This window comes from Streptococcus sp. 4155, assembly GCF_013276695.1.
GTDB lineage: Bacteria > Bacillota > Bacilli > Lactobacillales > Streptococcaceae > Streptococcus > Streptococcus pseudopneumoniae.
Genome location: NZ_VMLM01000008.1, coordinates 19,791 through 35,627 on the forward strand (window position 1 = coordinate 19,791; position 15,837 = coordinate 35,627).

General features: G+C 41.7%; 11 protein-coding genes. 10 read left to right on the plus strand and 1 reads right to left on the minus strand.

Annotated elements, in window-relative coordinates:
• Nucleotides 1–99: 99 nt before the first annotated feature.
• Entirely contained in the window at nucleotides 100–2,196 is a 2,097-nt protein-coding gene (locus HT715_RS01365; RefSeq protein ID WP_172922793.1) for a GH92 family glycosyl hydrolase, read from the minus strand.
• Between the two features lie 170 nt (nucleotides 2,197–2,366).
• Here HT715_RS01365 and HT715_RS01370 point away from each other — a divergent pair, with 170 nt between their 5' ends.
• The 10 genes from HT715_RS01370 to HT715_RS01415 all read left to right on the plus strand — a co-directional run bounded on the left by HT715_RS01370 (nucleotide 2,367) and on the right by HT715_RS01415 (nucleotide 15,623).
• Nucleotides 2,367–3,647 carry a glycoside hydrolase family 125 protein gene (locus HT715_RS01370; RefSeq protein ID WP_138707406.1) on the plus strand — a complete coding sequence of 427 codons (1,281 nt, stop codon included), beginning with the start codon at nucleotides 2,367–2,369 and terminating at the stop codon, nucleotides 3,645–3,647.
• A 287-nt stretch (nucleotides 3,648–3,934) separates the two neighbouring features.
• Nucleotides 3,935–6,580: an alpha-mannosidase gene (locus HT715_RS01375; RefSeq protein WP_138707405.1), complete on the plus strand. Its 2,646-nt coding sequence runs from the start codon at nucleotides 3,935–3,937 to the stop codon at nucleotides 6,578–6,580.
• Nucleotides 6,581–6,663: 83 nt separating this feature from the next.
• On the plus strand, nucleotides 6,664–7,533 hold the full coding sequence (locus HT715_RS01380) for an ROK family protein (RefSeq protein ID WP_171039933.1): 870 nt from the start codon (nucleotides 6,664–6,666) through the stop codon (nucleotides 7,531–7,533).
• The gene (locus HT715_RS01385) at nucleotides 7,527–9,407 is read left to right on the plus strand and encodes a beta-N-acetylhexosaminidase (protein ID WP_138702013.1); all 1,881 of its coding nucleotides are present in this window, start codon (nucleotides 7,527–7,529) and stop codon (nucleotides 9,405–9,407) included. Before HT715_RS01380 ends, HT715_RS01385 begins: the two co-directional genes overlap by 7 nt.
• A 299-nt stretch (nucleotides 9,408–9,706) precedes the next feature.
• Nucleotides 9,707–10,033: a hypothetical protein gene (locus tag HT715_RS01390; protein ID WP_345789782.1), complete on the plus strand. Its 327-nt coding sequence runs from the start codon at nucleotides 9,707–9,709 to the stop codon at nucleotides 10,031–10,033.
• 668 nt (nucleotides 10,034–10,701) lie between these two features.
• A complete protein-coding gene (locus HT715_RS01395) occupies nucleotides 10,702–11,217 on the plus strand; it encodes a hypothetical protein (protein WP_023941483.1) in 516 nt (171 codons plus the stop codon).
• Between the two features lie 322 nt (nucleotides 11,218–11,539).
• A complete protein-coding gene (locus tag HT715_RS01400; RefSeq protein WP_172922794.1) occupies nucleotides 11,540–12,109 on the plus strand; it encodes a hypothetical protein in 570 nt (189 codons plus the stop codon).
• 14 nt (nucleotides 12,110–12,123) lie between these two features.
• Nucleotides 12,124–12,468, plus strand: a complete 345-nt coding sequence (locus HT715_RS01405; protein WP_000055345.1) for a hypothetical protein — start codon at nucleotides 12,124–12,126, stop codon at nucleotides 12,466–12,468.
• Nucleotides 12,468–12,902: a protein-export chaperone SecB gene (locus HT715_RS01410; RefSeq protein ID WP_000096818.1), complete on the plus strand. Its 435-nt coding sequence runs from the start codon at nucleotides 12,468–12,470 to the stop codon at nucleotides 12,900–12,902. Before HT715_RS01405 ends, HT715_RS01410 begins: the two co-directional genes overlap by 1 nt.
• A gap of 558 nt (nucleotides 12,903–13,460) precedes the next feature.
• Nucleotides 13,461–15,623: a YSIRK-type signal peptide-containing protein gene (locus HT715_RS01415; protein ID WP_172922795.1), complete on the plus strand. Its 2,163-nt coding sequence runs from the start codon at nucleotides 13,461–13,463 to the stop codon at nucleotides 15,621–15,623.
• Nucleotides 15,624–15,837 lie beyond the last annotated feature (214 nt).

Genomic DNA, 15,837 nt, shown 5'->3' on the forward strand with positions numbered 1-15,837 from the left:
TGATAATTATCAGATGATAAGTCCGATTTTCAAAGCTTAACAAGTACCTCTCATAAGAAAATCTCCTAGCAGGAAAGCCTGCTAGGAGATTTTTGCATTTCAGGAAGTGGACGGCTGATTTGGTAACCAGCTGAGGGTGAAGGTTAACTGCTCAGCTTTTAGGAGGTCTTGGTGTTGGATGCTAGACACTGGGGTCTTGTCCAGTCGGCATTCTTTGACAAAGTTAAAATGGTTGTGGTTTTGCTCCGTATGAATATCCAGCCATTTACCTTCTTTAGCTAGGTAGAGTCGTAGATGGTCAAAGAGAGGGATTCCGAGATCATAGCTTGATTTTCCTGGACAGGTAGGATAAAATCCGAGAGCTGACCAGATGTACCAAGCAGAGAGACTGCCATTGTCTTCATCGCCAGGATAGGCTTGCCAACTTGGGTGAAAGGCTTTCTGACGGAGCGTCTTGATAAGAAGGGCAGTGTAGTCAGGGTAGTTGCTGTAACGGAAGAGATAAGGAATGTGGAAGCTCGGTTGGTTGGAAATAGCGACTTGTCCAAAAGGAGCGGTAGCCATCTCGCTCATTTCGTGAATCTCGTAACCATAGCCTGTTGTCTCAAAGAGGGGAGCATCTTGACAGGTTTTCAAAAGATAGTTGCTGAAGGCTTCTTTTCCACCCATAAGCTGGATTAAGTCTGGGATGTCGTGGAGGACGCCTAAAGTTGCTTGAATGGCAGAGCATTCGGCATAGTCGCGTCCCCAACTATAAGGAGAGAAGTCAGGGCGGAAGTTGCCTCGATTGTCTCGCGCTCGCATGTAACCTGTCTCAGCATCAAATAGATGGCGGTAATTTTGTGACGCAGTCCTATAGGTTTCCGCGATGTCATTCTGACCAAGTTTTTCGGCACAGCTGGCGATACAAAAGTCGCTATAGGCATAGTCAAGAGTGTGGCTGACGCTTTCGTGGTGGTCGGTAGAGAGGTAGCCCAGTTCTTGGTATTGGGCTAGTCCGTGGCGACCATTGATGCCTAGAGGGTCGGACTTGCTGGCTGTTTCAAGCATGGCTTGGAGGAGTTCTTCTTCTAGGTCAGGGGCCATGTCCTTGCAGGCGCTATCGGAGATAATACCGTCTAAAAGGGTACCTGGCATCATACCCCGTTCATCTGGGGCTAGCCATTTTGGAAGAAAACCAGTATCGCGGTAGTTATTGAGAAATCCTTCTAAAAAGAGACGATAATGCTCTGGTATGACAAGGGCAAAGAGGGGAAATGTGGTGCGGAAGGTATCCCAGAAGCCATTGTTGCTAAAGAGGACACCGGGCTTGACAGATCCAGTAGTCAGATCCTTGTGGATGACTTGCCCTGATTCATTAACCTCATAAAAAGTCTGTGGGAAGAGGAAGAGTCTGTAAAGGCAGTGGTCAAAGAAGGTTCGGTCAGTCTCTCCTGTCTCTATAATGTCAAAACGATGGAGGAGATTTTCCCAATCCGCTTGGGCACTTGATTTACAGTTATCAAAATCTTCTTGAGGTAGATTAAGCAGTGCTTGAGAAGGCGAGATGAAAGAAGTGGCTAGCTGAATCTCAGCATGACTATCTGCCAGGTCGATTCGCCAGTCTCTGTCTTCTTGATTGACAGCAAGAATATCCGTATTCATTTGCAGGGCTGTGAACATCGTTAGTGGATTTTTGTTGGTCTCAGTTTTTCCTTCTTGTCGCAGGGCAAGAGTCCGCTTATCTACTTGCTCCACGGTCAGTTCATCTGCTGCGTGCAGATAGAGGGAGAGGGCTTTGCCTTGCTTTTGTTCCAAACGAATAGAAGCACCGTAGCAAGTCGGTGTGAGCTGGGTTTCAATCTGATAGCGCAGGGAGAAAATCTTCAGATAATGAGGTTGGAAAGAGGCCTTATCCATATCATAGGAAGACTGACGATGGAAGAGGCTGTCTCCACCCAGTTGACCGGTGACAGGTGTCAGAAGGAGCCAAGAGTAGTCGCCAATCCAAGGGCTGGGCTGGTGGGTTAATCGAATCCCCTGAAAAATAGGCAGATGTGGATCAAAAAACCAAGATCCATCCTGGTCACTGGTCTGGGGCACAAAGTAATTCATCCCAAAAGGCACGCCTGTGTATGGCAGGGTATTTCCCCGAGAAAAGGCATGCTTGCTGGCAGTTCCAAAGCGGGTATCGATGGTTTCAAGTAATGGTTTCATAGTCTTTCCTTTAGCTGTTTTTCTACATTATATCAGAAAAAGATAACCTTTAGAAAAGGAGTTTCAAAGATAACTATTTTGTAGAAAAATGACTATCATTTGTGTATGTATTTTCTGTCTCAAAAGCTATATACTGAAAATGAAACTTGTTTGAAAGAGGATACTGCACGATGATTTATTCAAAAGAAATTGTTAGAGAATGGCTAGATGAAGTGGCAGAGCGGGCTAAGGACCATCCAGAGTGGGTGGATGTTTTCGAGCGTTGCTACACCGATACCTTGGACAATACGGTTGAAATCTTAGAAGATGGTTCAACTTTTGTCTTGACTGGGGATATTCCTGCCATGTGGCTTCGAGATTCGACAGCCCAACTCAGACCCTACCTTCATGTAGCTAAAAGAGATGCCCTCCTGCGTCAGACCATTGCAGGTTTGGTCAAACGTCAGATAACCTTGGTACTCAAGGATCCCTATGCTAACTCCTTCAACATTGAGGAGAACTGGAAGGGGCACCACGAGACCGACCACACAGACCTTAATGGCTGGATTTGGGAACGCAAGTATGAGGTGGACTCGCTTTGCTATCCTTTGCAGCTGGCTTATCTCCTCTGGAAAGAGACTGGCGAGACTAGTCAGTTTGATGAGACTTTTGTCGCAGCGACTAAGGAAATTCTCCATCTGTGGACGGTGGAACAAGACCACAAGAACTCTCCTTATCGTTTTGTTCGTGATACGGACCGCAAGGAAGACACCTTGGTAAATGATGGCTTTGGACCTGATTTTGCAGTGACAGGCATGACTTGGTCAGCCTTTCGTCCGAGTGATGATTGCTGCCAGTATAGTTACTTGATTCCGTCAAATATGTTTGCAGTTGTTGTTTTGGGTTATGTGCAAGAAATATTTGCAGCATTAAAACTAGCTGATAGCGAGAGCATTATTGCTGATGCTAAGCGTCTTCGTGCTGAAATCCAAGAAGGAATCGAAAATTACGCCTATACAAGCAACAGCAAGGGCGAAAAGATTTATGCCTTTGAAGTGGATGGTCTAGGAAATGCCAGCATCATGGATGATCCAAACGTACCAAGTTTGTTGGCTGCGCCTTATCTGGGCTATTGCGATATTGACGATGAAGTGTATCAAGCCACTCGTCGTACCATTCTGAGCCCTGAAAATCCCTACTTCTACCAAGGAGAATACGCTAGCGGTCTCGGAAGTTCTCATACCTTCTATCGCTATATCTGGCCAATCGCCCTTTCTATCCAAGGATTGACAACAAGTGATAAGGCAGAGAAGAAATTCTTGCTGGATCAGCTGGTTGCTTGTGATGGTGGTACAGGTGTCATGCACGAAAGCTTCCACGTGGACGACCCAACTCTCTATTCTCGTGAATGGTTCTCTTGGGCCAACATGATGTTCTGTGAATTGGTCTTGGATTACTTGGATATTCGCTAAGGAGCGTGATTTATATTCTTCGAAAATTTCTTCAAACTACGTCAGCTTTACCTTGCCGTAGGTATGGTTACTGACTTTGTCAGTTCTATCCACAACTTCAAAACAGTGTTTTGAGCTGACTTTGTCAGTTTTATCTACAACCTCAAATCAGTGCTTTGAGCAGCCTGTGGCTAGCTTCCTAGTTTGCACTTTGATTTTCATTGAGTATTAGCGTAACTGATTCTTGTCAGAATCACAAATTTACATTTAAAATATGAAAAATTTAATTTAGAATGAGGTTTTACTTCATGGAAAATGTTGTCGTACATATCATCTCACATAGTCACTGGGACCGTGAGTGGTACTTGCCTTTTGAAAGCCACCGTATGCAGTTGGTGGAATTGTTTGACAATCTCTTTGATCTCTTTGAAAATGATCCTGAGTTCAAGAGCTTCCACTTGGATGGTCAAACTATTGTCCTTGATGACTACTTGGAGATTCGCCCTGAAAATCGAGACAAAGTCCAACGTTACATTGACGAGGGCAAGCTTAAAATTGGTCCTTTTTACATCTTGCAAGATGACTACTTGATTTCAAGTGAAGCTAACGTCCGCAATACCTTGATTGGTCAAGCAGAATGTGCAAAATGGGGCAAATCTACTCAAATTGGTTACTTCCCAGATACCTTTGGAAATATGGGGCAAGCTCCTCAAATCCTTCAAAAATCAGGCATTCATGTGGCCGCTTTTGGGCGTGGTGTGAAACCGATTGGATTTGACAACCAAGTCCTCGAAGATGAGCAGTTTACTTCTCAGTTTTCAGAAATGTACTGGCAGGGTGCAGATGGTAGTCGTGTCCTCGGGATTCTCTTTGCCAACTGGTACAGTAACGGGAATGAAATCCCAGTTGATAAAGATGAGGCCTTGACCTTCTGGGAACAAAAATTGTCAGATGTGCGTGCCTACGCTTCGACCAACCAGTGGTTGATGATGAACGGATGTGACCACCAGCCTGTACAGAAAAATCTGAGCGAAGCCATTCGTGTGGCAAATGAACTCTTCCCAGATGTAACCTTTGTTCATAGTTCTTTTGATGAATATGTCCAAGCCGTGGAAAGTGCCCTACCAGAGCAATTATCAACGGTTACAGGTGAGTTGACCAGTCAGGAAACAGACGGCTGGTACACACTTGCTAACACTTCTTCATCTCGTATTTATCTCAAACAAGCCTTCCAAGAAAATAGCAACCTCCTAGAGCAAGTTGTAGAACCCTTGACGATTATCACTGGTGGACACAGCCACAAGGACCAGTTGACCTATGCTTGGAAAACTCTTTTGCAGAACGCGCCCCATGATAGTATCTGTGGCTGTAGCGTGGACGAAGTTCACCGTGAGATGGAGACACGTTTTGCCAAGGTCAATCAAGTCGGAAACTTTGTTAAAAGCAATCTTCTTAACGAGTGGAAGGGCAAAATCGCTACAGCTAAGGCTCAAAGCGATTATCTCTTTACTGTTATTAACACAGGTTTGCATGATAAGGTCGATACTGTCAGCACAGTGATTGATGTGGTGACTTGTGACTTCAAGAAATTGCATCCAACAGAAGGCTACAAGAAGATGGCTGCTCTTACCTTGCCAAGCTACCGTGTGGAGGATTTGGATGGGCGTCCTGTAGAGGCTAAAGTCGAGGATCTTGGGGCTAATTTTGAGTACGATTTACCAAAAGACAAGTTCCGCCAAGCTCGTATTGCCCGTCAAGTGCGCGTGACCATTCCAGTTCACCTAGCGCCACTTTCTTGGACAACTTTCCAATTGCTGGAAGGAGAGCAAGAACACCGTGAGGGTATTTACCAAAACGGAGTGATTGATACGCCATTCGTAAGGGTGAGTGTGGATGACACTATCACAGTTTATGATAAGACAACTCACGAAGCCTACGAAGATTTTATCCGCTTCGAAGACCGTGGTGACATCGGAAACGAGTATATCTATTTCCAACCAAAAGGAACAGAGCCAATCTATGCAGAGCTTAAGGGCTACGAGGTCTTGGAAAACACAGCTCGCTACGCTAAGATTTTGCTCAAACATGAATTGACTGTGCCTGTCAGTGCCGATGAAAAGCTAGAAGAAGAGCAAAAAGGCATCATCGAGTTTATGAAGCGTGAAGCTGGACGGTCAGAAGAATTGACAAGCATTCCTCTGGAAACTGAGTTGACTGTCTTCGTTGACAATCCACAAATTCGTTGCAAGACTCGCTTTACCAACACTGCCAAAGACCACCGTATCCGTCTCTTGGTCAAGACTCATAACACGCGTCCAAGCAATGATTCTGAAAGCATCTATGAGGTGGTGACACGACCAAACAAACCAGCTGCTTCATGGGAAAATCCTGAAAATCCTCAACACCAACAAGCCTTTGTTAGTCTGTATGATGATGAAAAAGGTGTGACTGTATCCAACAAGGGATTGAATGAATACGAAATCCTTGGAGACGACACCATTGCAGTGACTATTCTGCGTGCGTCAGGTGAGCTAGGTGACTGGGGTTACTTCCCAACACCAGAAGCACAATGCTTGCGTGAGTTTGAAGTCGAGTTTGCACTTGAATGCCACCAAGCCCAAGAACGCTTTTCAGCCTATCGTCGTGCTAAAGCCTTGCAGACACCATTTACCAGCCTTCAGCTTGCTAAACAAGAAGGAAGCGTGGCTGCGACTGGTAGCCTCTTGAGCCATTCTGTTCTCAGCATACCGCAAATCTGTCCAACAGCCTTTAAGGTAGCTGAAAATGAAGAAGGCTATGTCCTTCGTTACTACAATATGTGTAGTGAAAATGTGCGTGTACCAGAAAGTCAACATCTCTTCCTGGACCTACTTGAACGACCATACCCAGTTCATAGAGGCTTCATTTCACCACAAGAAATTCGTACAGAATTGATTAAAAAAGAAGAAATTTAATTTCAAAAAGTAAACATGAAAAGAAAGGAGGGGCGAAAAGGTAAGAACTAACTGCTGATTCGCCCCTTTTTATGGTAAAAACAATGACCATTGCAACGATTGATATCGGAGGGACTGGAATTAAGTTTGCCAGTCTGACTCCTGATGGGAAAATATTGGATAAGACAAGCATTCCAACGCCTGAAAGTTTGGAGGATTTACTAGCTTGGCTAGACCAGCGCTTGTCAGAGCAGGATTATAGCGGGATTGCTATGAGCGTTCCAGGCGCGGTCAATCAAGAGACAGGTGTGATTGATGGCTTCAGTGCCGTCCCTTATATCCACGGCTTTTCGTGGTATGAGGCGCTTGCTAATCATCAACTACCTGTCCATCTGGAAAATGATGCCAACTGCGTTGGACTCAGTGAATTGCTGGCTCATCCAGAACTTGAAAATGCAGCCTGTGTCGTGATTGGGACAGGGATTGGCGGAGCTATGATTATCAATGGCAGACTTCATCGAGGTCGCCACGGTCTGGGTGGAGAATTTGGCTACATGACCACCCTTGCCCCTGCTGAAAAGCTCAACAACTGGTCGCAACTAGCGTCAACTGGCAATATGGTGCGATACGTGATTGAAAAATCTGGTCAGACTGACTGGGATGGTCGCAAGATTTACCAAGAGGCCGCAGCTGGTAATGCTCTTTGTCAAGAAGCCATCGAGCGCATGAACCGCAATCTGGCGCAAGGCTTGCTCAATATCCAGTATCTGATCGATCCAGATGTCATCAGTCTGGGTGGCTCTATCAGTCAAAATCCAGATTTTATCCAAGGTGTCAAGAAGGCTGTTGAAGACTTTGTCGATGCCTACGAAGAATACACGGTCGCACCCGTCATCCAAGCCTGCACCTATCATGCAGATGCCAATCTCTATGGTGCCCTTGTCAACTGGCTACAGGAGGAAAATCAATGGTAAGATTTACAGGACTTAGTTCCAAACAAACTCAGGCAATCGACTTGCTGACAAAGCATATTTCTTTACCAGATGTTGAAGTGGCTGTCACTCAGTCTGACCAAGCCTCTATCTCTATCAAGGGTGAGGGTGGCCACTATCAATTGACCTACCGCAAACCTCACCAACTTTATCGTGCCTTGTCCTTGTTGGTAACAGCTCTAGCAGAAGGTGATAAAGTAGGGATTGAGGAGCAGGCGGCTTATGAAGAGTTGGCCTACATGGCAGACTGTTCTCGAAATGCGGTGCTAAATGTGACTTCTGCCAAGCAGATGATTGAGGTCTTGGCTCTCATGGGCTACTCAACCTTTGAACTCTACATGGAAGACACCTACCAGATTGAGGGACAGCCTTATTTTGGTTATTTCCGTGGGGCTTATTCGGCTGAGGAGTTGCAGGAAATCGAAGCCTACGCCCAGCAGTTTGATATGACCTTTGTGCCTTGTATCCAGACCTTGGCCCACTTGTCAGCCTTCGTTAAATGGGGTGTCAAAGAAGTGCAGGAGCTCCGTGATGTGGAGGATATCCTCCTTATCGGCGAAGAAAAGGTTTATGACCTGATTGATGGCATGTTTGCTACTCTATCTAAACTGCAAACTCGCAAGGTTAATATTGGGATGGACGAAGCCCACTTGGTTGGTTTGGGACGCTACTTGATTCTGAACGGTGTTGTGGATCGTAGTCTTCTCATGTGCCAACACTTGGAGCGCGTGCTGGATATTGCAGACAAATATGGTTTCCACTGCCAGATGTGGAGCGATATGTTCTTTAAACTTATGTCAGCAGATGGCCAGTACGACCGCGACGTGGAAATCCCAGAGGAAACTCGTGTCTACCTAGACCGCCTCAAAGATCGTGTGACCTTGGTTTACTGGGACTATTATCAGGATAGCGAGGAAAAATACAATCGTAATTTCCGCAACCATCACAAGATTAGCCATGACCTTGCCTTTGCAGGGGGAGCTTGGAAGTGGATTGGCTTTACGCCTCACAACCATTTCAGCCGTCTAGTAGCTATTGAGGCTAATAAAGCCTGCCGTGCCAATGACATCAAAGAAGTCATTGTAACTGGTTGGGGAGACAATGGTGGTGAAACTGCCCAGTTTTCTATTCTCCCAAGCTTGCAAATCTGGGCAGAACTCAGCTATCGCAATGACCTAGATAGTTTGTCTGCGTACTTCAAGACCAATACTGGTCTAACGGTTGAAGATTTTATGCAGATTGACCTTGCCAACCTCTTACCAGACCTACCAGGCAATCTCAGCGGTATCAATCCCAACCGCTATGTCTTTTATCAAGATGTTCTCTGTCCGATTCTTGACCGACACATGACACCTGAACAGGACAAGCCACACTTCGCTCAGGCGGCGGGAACTATTGCTGACATCAAAGAAAAAGCAGGAAATTATGCTTACCTCTTTGAAACTCAGGCTCAGTTGAATGCTATTTTAAGTAGCAAAGTGGATGTGGGACGACGTATTCGTCAGGCCTATCAAGCGGATGATAAAGAAAGTCTGCAAGAAATCGCCAGACAAGAATTACCAGAACTCAGAAGCGCGATCGAACACTTCCATGCCCTCTTTAGCCACCAATGGCTGAAAGAAAACAAGGTCTTTGGCTTGGATACAGTTGACATCCGTATGGGCGGACTCTTGCAACGCATCAAGCGAGCAGAAAGCCGCATCGAGGCTTACCTGGCTGGTCAGCTTGACCTCATCGATGAGCTGGAAGTGGAAATTCTGCCATTTAACGACTTCTACGCAGACAAGGACTTCGCAGCCACAACAGCCAACCAGTGGCATACTATTGCGACAGCTTCAACGATTTATACGACATAAAAAACAAGAACACCTTGCCTGGCGCAGGGTGTTTCGCGTGAAACAGAAGAATTATCTAGTTTCAAATGCCACAGTTAGACAAACTTATGATAAAATAGCAGAAAGGGAATGTTTCCTAAGAGCAATTCTATCGATTAGCACTTAGAGGTATTGTGGTACACTTAAAATTAGTAAAACAAGAAATAGAAGCTGAAAAGCCAGCATCTGTAGAAGCCTGGGTCATTTTCGTCAAATTTTAAAAAGGTTGCTACCGACATATATAAATTCTAAAAACAAAAACGTTAGTAGAACTAGCAGATGTGATTTTATGGAGTTTTGATTTTGCAAATGATCATGCTCATGCATTTTTCGTGGATAATGTTGCGTGGAGTCATGCAGATTCTTACTTTCTTAGCTTTGTTAGTGATGATGTTGAAGAACGTTACACAGAAAATGTCTATCTGGATACCCTAAGTGTCAAACAAACATTTAAGTTTATTTTCGACTTCGGTGATGAATGGCGTTTTGAATGCCAAGTGCTGAGAGAAATCGAGGCGGAAGACGAAGAAGCTTATCTCGTACGTTCGGTTGGAACGCCGCCAGAACAATATCCATATTATGATGGTTTTGACTATGAAGAATGGTAAAATTGATTGTTAAACAATCTAAAAAACAATTGGAATCAGTCTGTGTAGGCTTAGTATTTCAATTGTTTTTTTGTGATGGTTTCAGATAAGAGAGTTTTTTAATACTCAATGAAAATCAAAGAGCAAACTAGGAAGCTAGCTGTAGGTTGCTCAAAACACTGTTTTGAGGTTTCAGATGGAAGCTGAGGAGGTTTGAAGGGATTTTCGAAGAGTATAAATTTGTTGAGGGTGTAGCTAATACGTATTCAGTCTGGTAGATTGAGAAAACTTGACAAAAAATTAGATAGTGCTAGAATAACATTAACGAAAGACATTTGAGGGCAGAAAGGTTCCTGCCACACCTTGCAAAAAGGTATCTGAGATGCTGGGTACACCGACCAGCCAAAGGGTCCGTTATTTCAAAGGAGGGGCTTAAATGCTCCTTTTTTATTTAAAAATTTCAAAATAGATTACACTCACCGCAGGCTTAGGCTTGCGTTTTTTTGTTTGACAAAATTAAAAAAATGTGTAAGAATAAGTAGAATTGAAAACAGGAAAACTCACCTCCTTTCGATTCGTCTAGCCTTTTCGTGAGGCAATGAGGGGGCGGAGAGACGCGCTCGTCAACAGAAGTATCTCATTGGAAATGTTGCTCACTTTTTAGTGAGCTTTTTATCTAGGGAATAGAAATGAAAAGCAAAAAGTTAAAATTAGGTCAAATTGATTTAAAAATGTGCAAGGATTACGACCTTATTCAAGCGATGGACTATGACTTTAAGACGAAGGAAGTAATGAATAAAGGAAGGGGATTTGCGGTAACTGTTGTCAAAATACAGGGGCTAACTTTCTTGATTCCATTTAGAAGTTATATTCCTAAAAAGTATCAGTTGAAGTATAAGCTTCGAAATTCAGCAAAAGAAGGGTATGTTGAAGGATTAGATATTGGTAAAACCTTGATTTTAGAAGATGAAAGTTATTTGCTAAATACTACTTTTCGACTTCGAAAAATCGAAGATTATTATAAAGTAATGGACAATGATAGAGCTATAATTAATAAGTTGATAAAAGCTATTATAGACTATAACGGTGCTTTAGAAATGAACGATAGAAACAAACTTGAAGATCCTAAACGCTTTAAATTCTCAACATTCCAGAATTATTCTACTAGATTAAGAGTCATAACAGAAAAAGACTATTTAGAATAGATAATGTTTTTGCAGGTTCTGGCTTGCATTTCTATTTTGCAAAAACACGCATTTTGAACGATTAGAACCAGAAATTACAATCCTATTCTTCAAAAAAGCGTTTTCTTGAAGAATGGAAAAAGCCCGATTTTATGGGGTTTTAATTCTGATAAAATCCGATAATTTCGGTATGATAAGGTGAGGTAGTTATTGTCTTAATGCTCAGTTCCGTTCTGGAAATCGCTAGAATGTTTTCAAAAAATCCCGTAATAGTTGAATTATCTAAGCTTTAACAGTATAATCAAGTTAGTAGCTTCATCAGGAAGTTCTATGCTACAATATAGTGGGTGGCACGGCACCATCAATAAAAGAAAAGATTCTATCTGCTGGTTTTTCTTATGAGAAATATAAACCTGGTATTCATAAACAGAGACATCCGAACGACTTGGGTAATGGTATTTACTTTTTTCTACCTTTTGACAAAGATACTGGTAAAACGATTGCTTCTGCTTATGTAGCAAAGTATAAGTCATTTGAACTAAGCAAACCCGGGGTTAGGTCTGAGTTAATTCATGCTAAAATCATCCTAAGCTCTATGAACAATATTTTTATGTTGGATGACCCAGCAAACCAAAGCTTATTAGAGGAATATCGACAAGCGGCATCTATTCAAATTGAACGTGAGATTACAGATATTGCAGATAGCGGAGCCAAAAATAGAGCTACTCTTCTTAACCAAAATCAAGGATTAATTATTGAGCTGTTGCTTGATTTAGCGTCTCAGCATGGGAAAAATTATGAAGCCGTGCAGTCTAAAAAATATACAGATATTCCATTTTTACCAGTAATTAACGGAAAGAACGGAGAGGAAATTTGTATCCGTGATTTAAATTGTATTACAAACATTTTATAAATAAGGAGGCTTTTATGAGTTTATTGTCAAACTTTTTAGGAACTGAAGAATTTTCTTTGATGGATTCTCCAATGTTCCAAGAATTAGTTGAAAATATTAAGGCCAACAAAATTTATTCAGTAAACAATGAATTTGATTATGATTTGAATATATCAGGAAGTCTTAAAAAATATAAAGATGAAATCCATTTTACTCCTCAATTAAATAATCAAAAAGAGTTTGATGATTTGAATTCTGTAACTAAAGTAAATGCAATGCCTAAATATAATATAAAAAACAAGAAGTCATGTTTTTCATATTTACCAATAGATTCTGAAAACTTAATTACAACAAAAGAAAATAGTGAGGTGGCAGCTTAATGTCCTCTTTACAATTTAAAGATTACTTTTTAAATGAAGTATCGTATCGAAGAAATCCTAGTTTTGACCAAACAAATAGTACTATTAATTTACAGCCTGAATTGTCTGCACAGATTTTAATAAGAAAATCTGAAAACCTTGCTTATGTTAACTTGATAACAAAGCAAGGAAATATAGATTCAGATGATTCTGCTTTTGAGCTTATTGTAGATATTGTTGGAGAATTTTCATTTATATATGACGAGACAGAATTTGATATTGATTTTGAAACTTTTCTTAAAGAGAATGGTTTAGCAATTCTTTGGTCCTATATTCGGCCTATCGTATCTGATATGATTACTCGGGGTAATGAGTTCCCCAACTTCATATTGCCTGTCGTTAACATTAAAAAAATGCTTGAAGACAAAGATTCTATCAAGTTAACATACGAATAAAAACAGTGTATATATTTTTCAAAGCTCCAATGAAATGCTTTCACATTTAAAAGGTATTCGGAGAACTATAAATCAAAATTGTGATAAAAATAAATAGGACCAAAGAGTTTTGTATGATAGTAGTGCAATTTGAAACTCTAGCTGTTTCTCGAGCTTATCGTTCTTGAACTATAAAATATTTCTAAAAAACTGATAGAATCATATATTTTAATAATATACGAAGAATAACGCTGATTTTTCAAGCGTTTTTTCTTTTAAAACAGCTAGCAGGTGGTGAAGTGAAAAGCTTGACGATCAAGTCAAACAATGTTGGTTTCAGCTTGCCGTATATATGTTGAGGCTGGGTAAAAAACAAATTTCAGGAGAAAATGAAGTCAATATTTCCACGATAAGATACATGATATCAAGCTTAGTTCATAATGTTTGATTTATAAAAAGAAAGAGAGTATAATGAGTTAAACCTACCTAAAGTATGCTCAAATATTTTAGGGGGGGCTTTTTATTTGCCCTTCCATTATATATTAACCGATAATTATCGGAAAAGGAGCAAAATGATATATGTTTTATAAAGGTAATGAAGATAGAGAAAAACAATTACGTTTTTCGATTCGGAAGGTTAGTTTTGGAGCGGCCTCGGTAGCCGTGGCGGCGCTGTATCTCTTTATGGGAAGTGGAGCGGTATCTGCTGCGGAAGCGCAGGCCGTACAGTCAAATGAGGAGGTGGCAGCTGATAAGGATTCGGAAATAGAGAAAAAATCAGAGGAACAGCAGCCAACCTACGCTGCTCCTGCTGCAAAGGAACAAGGATCTGCAACCAATACTGAAGCAGGGGATGAAGGCAAGCAAGAAAGTCATCCAGAGACCAAAGAGGAAGAAGCCAACTCATCTGAAAGAAGCGAAACTACAACAAAGACTCAATCGGATGAAAACTCTGTGAGTGGGGACTCTAGCTCTCCAAAATCTGAAGGTGAAGGTACAAGATCAGAAGAAGCAAGCAACAAGCCAAAAGTACGTAAAAGACGTGATGCAGACCCTGCCCCACCAGCGACTGCAGCTGATGCCGATTCAGATGCAAATCAAGTATTTGAAGGCGCAAGTGATGATGATAGTGTAGAAGAGCTTGCTAGAAAACTTCGTGCTTTGGATGATACAGTTGAAAATAACAAGAAAGTTTCCGAGGAATTGGATTCTCTCGGAGCGGCTACAGGTGTTGAAAAAGGAGATGTCCAGAATATAAATGAATTTGGTGGTTGGACTGCTATAACAGATTCAGAAGGAAATGGTAAGTTTGCTATTGCAAGAAAAACAGATAACGGTGTGTTTCCTCTTGAAACGATAAATACGGTTAGAAATTTTAAGACCGGAAAATCTTATACCTATCTCAGAGAGCAAGCAATCGATAGAGATGCAGATTATATGCTGTTCTTATCGGAAGTCAGAACGAAAGCAAGTGAAAATGAGCAAACCTTCAACGGCAAAGCTTACCAGAACAGTGGTTTAGGACCAACATTATCATATGGTCTTAAAGGCTATAATGGTATTCAAAAGACCTTTAAAGCATATTCACCAGACAGTGGTTCAAAAGTTAAAATAACATTTAAGACAGGATATTCTGGCGACATTGATGGAACAAAGGCGAAGTATAGGGTACAAGTTTTCACTTCGGAATCATCTACAAAACCAGTGTATGATGTAGCTTTTGATCCACAAAATAATACAAGTAATAAGGATATGATAGTACTTAAGGCTTCAGATGGTAGCCGTGTCACGAGGGAATTCATAGAAAAACCTTGGACGGGTACCTTAGACAAGCAAGGTCTTGAGAATCAAATGGCGCAAGCAGGCTATACCCCAAATGGAATGGCAGGTAGATTTACTAGTAGAGAGATTGAATTACCAGCAGGTGTAACAGACTATACTGTGAAAATAAGTTCTGCTGACAATGATCATTTGGGGATGGGATATCAATCGAGTCATCGCCACTATGCTCTACCTATTTCTGGTCGTGATTTCCATGTGACACAAAATATTGGAGGGGTTGCAAAGAGCCTTTTACAAAAAATATATACGAAATTGAAAGAAAGTGAAGAAAAAGATAAGAATTTTAAAACTCCAGAATCACAAAGACGATATGAAGAAGCATTAGTGGAAGCAAATCAACTACTGCAACAAGATACAAAGAGTACCACTGAGTATCAAACTATTTTACAAACTTTATTGGAAAAAAGACAGGAATTAGCTAATTCGAGTCAGGAAGCATCTATTAAGTCTAATGCTACAGATGAAATTGACAAGGCAGCCGCAGCTAAGATTCAAGCCATTGAGGGTAACGCTAAACTTTCAGAAGCAGACAAAGCGAAAGCTAAAGAAGCGGTTAGAACTGCCGCAGAAGCAGCTAAGTCAGAAATTGAACAAGCCGCAGACCAAACAGCTGTAGACGAAAAAGAAGCAGCCGGTAAGAAAGCTATTTCAGATGTTGCGGAAGTTGGTAAAGAACAAGCTAAGTCAGAAATTGACAAGGCAGCCGCAGCTAAGATTCAAGCCATTGAGGGTAACGCTAAACGAGAAGCATCAGCACAAGCAAATGCGCCTAAAGCATCTAAAGAATTGCCAAATACAGGTACAGCAGATTCTACTGTAGCTATGGTAGCAGCTGCCGCAAGTGCCTTACTTGGTCTTGGTCTTGCAGGACGTCGTCGTAAAGAAGACGAAGAAGCTTAATTGGTAGATTGTTTGATAAACATCAGATGATAAATCCGATTTTCAAAGTTGAAACAAGTACCTCTCATAAGAAAATCTCCTAGCAGGAAAGCCTGCTAGGAGATTTTTGCATTTCAGGAAAGGGAGTCAGTCTCGGAGAAATCAGACACTATAATGAACTGAGTCTGGACTAGTAGTAAGCGCGTCATAACAAGCTATCTATCATTCATGGAAG

Excerpts from the sequence above, each read along its gene's own strand:
- HT715_RS01365 (WP_172922793.1), bottom strand. The coding sequence starts at position 2,196 with ATGAAACCATTACTTGAAACCATCGATACCCGCTTTGGAACTGCCAGC.
- HT715_RS01370 (WP_138707406.1), top strand. The coding sequence starts at position 2,367 with ATGATTTATTCAAAAGAAATTGTTAGAGAATGGCTAGATGAAGTGGCA.
- HT715_RS01375 (WP_138707405.1), top strand. The coding sequence starts at position 3,935 with ATGGAAAATGTTGTCGTACATATCATCTCACATAGTCACTGGGACCGT.
- HT715_RS01380 (WP_171039933.1), top strand. The coding sequence starts at position 6,664 with ATGACCATTGCAACGATTGATATCGGAGGGACTGGAATTAAGTTTGCC.
- HT715_RS01385 (WP_138702013.1), top strand. The coding sequence starts at position 7,527 with ATGGTAAGATTTACAGGACTTAGTTCCAAACAAACTCAGGCAATCGAC.
- HT715_RS01395 (WP_023941483.1), top strand. The coding sequence starts at position 10,702 with ATGAAAAGCAAAAAGTTAAAATTAGGTCAAATTGATTTAAAAATGTGC.
- HT715_RS01405 (WP_000055345.1), top strand. The coding sequence starts at position 12,124 with ATGAGTTTATTGTCAAACTTTTTAGGAACTGAAGAATTTTCTTTGATG.
- HT715_RS01410 (WP_000096818.1), top strand. The coding sequence starts at position 12,468 with ATGTCCTCTTTACAATTTAAAGATTACTTTTTAAATGAAGTATCGTAT.
- HT715_RS01415 (WP_172922795.1), top strand. The coding sequence starts at position 13,461 with ATGTTTTATAAAGGTAATGAAGATAGAGAAAAACAATTACGTTTTTCG.